Genomic DNA, 4,662 nt, shown 5'->3' on the forward strand with positions numbered 1-4,662 from the left:
CCTCCGACGCCTGGTCCGCATTGCCGAAGATCGTGATCCCGAGCCGACGGCCTGCATCCTCGGCTCCCGGAGCGTGAAGACCTCCACGAACGTTCCCGCCACTTCGCAGGGCGTCGATGCCGGGAAGCAGATCGTCGGCAGGAAGCGGAACATCGTCACCGTGCTGGTGACCGCCGCGAGCGTGCAGGACGATGCCGCCGGCCGGCAGCTGCTGACCCAGGTCGCCGCCGACCACCCGACTGTCGGCAAGGCCTGGGTCGACATGGGTACAAGACCGCCGTCGTCGAGCACGGTGCAACCCTCGGCATCGACGTCGAGATCGTCCGCCGCGACCCCACCACCAGGGGCTTCGTCGTCCAGCCCCGCCGCTGGGTCGTCGAACGCAGTCTTGGCTGGCTGATGAACCACCGCCGCCTGGCCCGGGACTACGAGGCCCTCCCCGCCCGCTCCGAAGCCATGATCCACGTCGCGATGATCAGCCTCATGACCCGCCGACTCACCGGCGAAAACACCCCAACCTGGCGCGGCACCTGAGCATAAGGACCAGGGACGAAACACCCAGTCAGCTTGTTCTATATCTACCAAGATCGTCCGGGCTTGCCGATGGCCTTGAGGTTCTCGGGGCGTTTGACGGTCTTGCCGACGTCGTAGCGGGGTGCGCGGTGTTTGTTCCTGGCGCCGGGTGGCCGTCCAGGGCCTGCGCCTCTGGGTTTGGGAACACGGGTCGGGCAGGTGAGGTGGGGGCAGATGTTCCTGAATCCCCGGCGGACCCGGGCCGGGGTGAGGTGGTCGGCGGTGGTGGGTTTCTCCCAGGGGCGGCGAAGGTCCGCGGCGAGCGGTCGGGTGAGCCTGAGTTGGGTGTGGGCGACGATGAGGATCCAGGTCCAGCGGTCCGCGGCCTCGGGGGTGCGAAGTTTCGGGGTGGTCCAGCCGAGGGTCTGTTTTGCGAAGCGAAAGGTGTGCTCCAGGTCGAAGCGGCGGAGGAATGCCTGCCAGAAGCGGTCCACGTCCTGAGGGGTGGCGCCGGTTTTGGAGGACCACAGCCACACCGGTGGGGCATCGCGCTCCTTCGGCAGGCGCTCGACCTTCAGTCGGATCAACGTTCCCTCCACCAGGGGCAGTTCACCGTCCTGGTCGAGCCAGGAGGAGCGGTGGGTGAGCCGCGGGTGGACCCGGTCCCACGCCTGGGTCGCGGCCTTGCCGTAGTTGGCGGTGTCGGTGACCGTGGTGATCGCGGGCTCGGGCCAGGTCTCCGGCTTGGCGAAGCGGAATTCCGGGCCGTGCCGGGGCGGCCGACCGGTGACGCCGTGCATCCTTGGTGGTTTCGGCAGGCGCATCACGCGATCGGAGCGGACCCGGCCGACCAGCTCGACCGGCAGATCGCGCAGGACCCAGGCCAGTCGGGTGACGTCGTAGCCGGCGTCGCTGACGATCACGATGTGCGGGTCCCCGGCCTGCCACTGGCCTGCGGTGATGAGCCGCTCCACGACACCCCGCAGTTGGGCGGCGGTGACCGCGGTCGCGTCGTCCGCCGGACCGAGCCGGACCGCGTCCAGGATCGCGGTCCAGGACGTGGCACCCGGCTCCAGCACGGCCACGAAGGAGTAGGGCCAGCCCGGAATGAACTGCGAGGCTGTCTTCGCCCGGCCGTAGACGTGGCAGAAGAGCCGCTCCGCCGAGCACGGCGCGTCCGAGCGCAGCCACGGCGACACATCGACGGCGAGGACCAGGCGCCCGCCCTCGAAGCGCGGCAGCGGCAGCCCGGCCAGCACCGTCCGCAGCCGGACGACGTCGATCCGGCCGTGGTTCAGGCCGCCGTACATCGCTCCGTGCCCACGACGGTGCTCGGGCAACAGCGTCAGGGCCACCGGGGACTTCACCGCACCGTCCGCGCACAGCACCGCGCCGGCGAGTTCGAACAACTCGTCACTCCGGGCGGTCAGACACTCGTAGAACTCTCCCCGGAAGCGTGATGCTTCCGCGAACGCTTCCCGCCGGACAGCATCAGGCAGCAGACTCACCCTCACGGCCTTCGTCGTGGTCACGTGCACCTTGGTCGGAGCACAGGATCAGACGAAGGCCGCCCTCATGTCCGGCGAATCCCCATGTGAGCTACCCCGTTCGAGACACCGTTCGAGTCAGGAAGAAAAAGAACAAGGCAAGAGGGTGTTCGATAGGGGAATCCACCCAACTGTCCGGCTTTGATCGGCGCGGCACGGACTCGGTTTCATGATCTCGTGGCGGTCGGGTCCGTGTCCGCGAAATTCATCAGCTGTGACGGAACGACGCCGGTACTCCTCGGACCTGAAGGATGATCAGTGGCAGCTCATCGAGCCGATGCTGTTGCGATGGCGGGCGGCGCGAGCCGAAGGCCGTGAGCCGATCACCGAGCTGCGCGAGGTGGTCGACGCGATCCTCTACGTCACCCGGACCGGCATCGCCTGGCGATTCCTGCCGCACGACTTCCCGCCCCACACCACCGTCTACGGCTACTTCAAGGAGTGGGAACGCGACGGGACCACGGAGCAGATCCACGACACACTCCGTGACCAGCTGCGGGCGAAGAAGGGCCGCCGCATCCTGCCGACCGCGGCGATCATCGACGCGCAGTCCGTGAAGGCCTCGCCCAACGCCCCCGCCGACTCCCAGGGCTTCGACGGCGGCAAGAAGGTCAAGGGCCGCAAGCGCCACATCGCCACCGACACCCTCGGCCTGCTCCTGGTGCTGATCGTCACCGCCGCCGGCGTCCAGGACTCCGCAGGCGGGAAACAGGTTCTCGACGTCCTCGCCGACCGGTGGCCGAGCGTGACCAAGGCCTGGGCCGATGCCGGGTACAACGCCGGCGTCGTCAGGCACGGCACCACCCATGACATCGATGTCGAGGTCGTCGCCCGCGACAAGGAGCAGAAGGGCTTCGTCGTGCAGCCGATCCGCTGGCGGGTGGAGCAGACCTTCGGGATCATGGCCCGGTACCGGCGGCTCCACCGCGACTACGAGGAGCTGCCGGACCGGTCACGCCCGATGATCCAGTGGGCCATGGTCAACTCGATGACCACCCGGCTGACCGCCAGCCCGGACAGAACCGGGCAATACCTCCGCCCGAAACCGCCTGCGGCAGCCTAAATCGGTATCGAACACCATCTTACGGACCTCGGCCAGTTCAGCGGCTCGAATCGACAGAGAATTTGAAACGCTGCGGATCCCCCGTCGAAATTGAGCACGTATAGTGGGCGGGGTCGCTGACAGCACAGGACGGCGTGAGCTTGAAGCCATCCTCACTATTCCCCGTCAAGTTGAGCGACATGTCGATGGTAGCTCCAGAGTCTCCGACGGCATAAGAAATCGATGCATTCGAAGACTCAGTCCGATATTCATCAGCCTCGCCGCCTGGACGTATTTCCCAAGAGGAGAACTCCCATATATTTTTATATTTTGTCACCTTGAGGGTTTCAGAAGTACCATTCTTGACAGAGAGTCCCGCCCCACCACCATCCGGCCCGTACGCGCTGGCGACGCCGGGAAGTGCGGCGGCGGCGACCAGCCCGGGAGCGAGCACCAGGCATACCTTAAGCTTTGCTTTCAAGGTTTTTCCGTTCCTGTGAATAGTCGATGCGAGGTCAACGTCTGCGATCACCCATCGAACCATGCGAATACTTTTGCAGGGATAACTTCACCCTGTACCGAGGTTTTCTCAACGGAATGATCTCGCCGCTGCCGAGGTGTGGGGACGACTGTCACTGGGCGTTTCGTCCCTGGTCCTTAGAGCTCGTAACACGATCATGGGGCAGCCTTCTTGAGGCGGCGCCAGCAGATCAAGGAGCAGGCCAGGGAGACGAAGCCGTTGTGAAGGTCGAGGCGTCGTTCCCAGCGGATGGCCAGTCGCTTGAACTGGTGGAGCAGGGCGAAGGTCTGCTCCACCACGTAGCGGAGCTTGCCAAGTCCCTTGATGTCGGGCTGCCCCTTGCGGGAGATGACCGGCAGGATCCCGCGCCTGCGGAGTTCGCGCCGGTTGGGGTTGCTGTCGTAGCCCTTGTCACCGAGGAGGGCGTCGGGGCGCTTGCGGGGATGGCCGACCCGGCCGGCCACCGGCGGTACTCCGTCCACCAAGGCGAGGGTCTGGGTGACGTCGTTCACGTTGGCCGCGGTGGTGATCATGTGGAGCGGGGTGCCGCCACCGTCACAGATCAGGTGGTGTTTGCTGCCTGTCTTGCGGCGGTCGACCGGCGACGGGCCCGTCGCCGGTCCCCTTTTTTCGCGCGTACGTGGGAGGCGTCCACGCACGCGCGGCTCCAGTCCAGTTCGCCAGCCGCGTTGAGCTCGGCGAGCAGTATCCGGTGCAGCCGGTCGAAGACGTCGGCCTCCTGCCAGCGCTCCAGGCGCCGCCAGCATGTCTGGCCTGAGCCGAAGCCCAGCTCCAGGGGCAGCTGCTGCCACGGGATCCCGGTGTAGAGAATGAAGAGGATGCCCTGCAGGCAGAGCCGGTCCGACACGGGCTTCGGTCCCGGTGACCGCTCGGGCCAGGCCGGCAGGACCGGCTCGATCATCGCCCACAACTCGTCATCCACGGCCCACGGCTTGGTGCTCACGCCATCACGAACAGCTCAATCGTCGTACCGGTTACGGCCGACCTGCACCGATTCACAAGATCGTGTTACGAGCTCT

Annotated in this window: 4 protein-coding genes and 1 pseudogene; 2 read left to right on the forward strand and 3 right to left on the reverse strand. The window is 66.3% G+C overall.

The features are described from left to right. A pseudogene (locus AC2TEW_RS38260) lies at nt 1–534 on the forward strand (transposase); the annotation flags it as partial. A gap of 44 nt (nt 535–578) precedes the next feature. On the opposite strand, the gene AC2TEW_RS38265 reads toward AC2TEW_RS38260, so the two are convergent. Beyond that, a complete protein-coding gene (locus tag AC2TEW_RS38265; RefSeq protein ID WP_484627780.1) occupies nt 579–2,021 on the reverse strand; it encodes an NF041680 family putative transposase in 1,443 nt (480 codons plus the stop codon). A gap of 253 nt (nt 2,022–2,274) precedes the next feature. Here AC2TEW_RS38265 and AC2TEW_RS38270 point away from each other — a divergent pair, with 253 nt between their 5' ends. Then, nucleotides 2,275–3,123, forward strand: a complete 849-nt coding sequence (locus AC2TEW_RS38270; RefSeq protein ID WP_484627778.1) for an IS5 family transposase — start codon at nt 2,275–2,277, stop codon at nt 3,121–3,123. A gap of 37 nt (nt 3,124–3,160) precedes the next feature. Here the strand turns inward: AC2TEW_RS38270 and AC2TEW_RS38275 are convergent, their stop codons facing one another. Together AC2TEW_RS38275 and AC2TEW_RS38280 are read right to left on the reverse strand one after the other, a co-directional pair. After that, on the reverse strand, nt 3,161–3,634 hold the full coding sequence (locus AC2TEW_RS38275) for a hypothetical protein (RefSeq protein ID WP_484627779.1): 474 nt from the start codon (nt 3,632–3,634) through the stop codon (nt 3,161–3,163). Nucleotides 3,635–3,777: 143 nt separating this feature from the next. Further along, a protein-coding gene (locus AC2TEW_RS38280; RefSeq protein ID WP_484627781.1) for an IS5 family transposase occupies nt 3,778–4,544 on the reverse strand; the annotation gives its coding sequence in 2 pieces (ribosomal slippage) (nt 3,778–4,238 and nt 4,238–4,544; 768 coding nt in all). Nucleotides 4,545–4,662 lie beyond the last annotated feature (118 nt).

This window comes from Kitasatospora sp. NEAU-CNBT7, assembly GCF_057220535.1.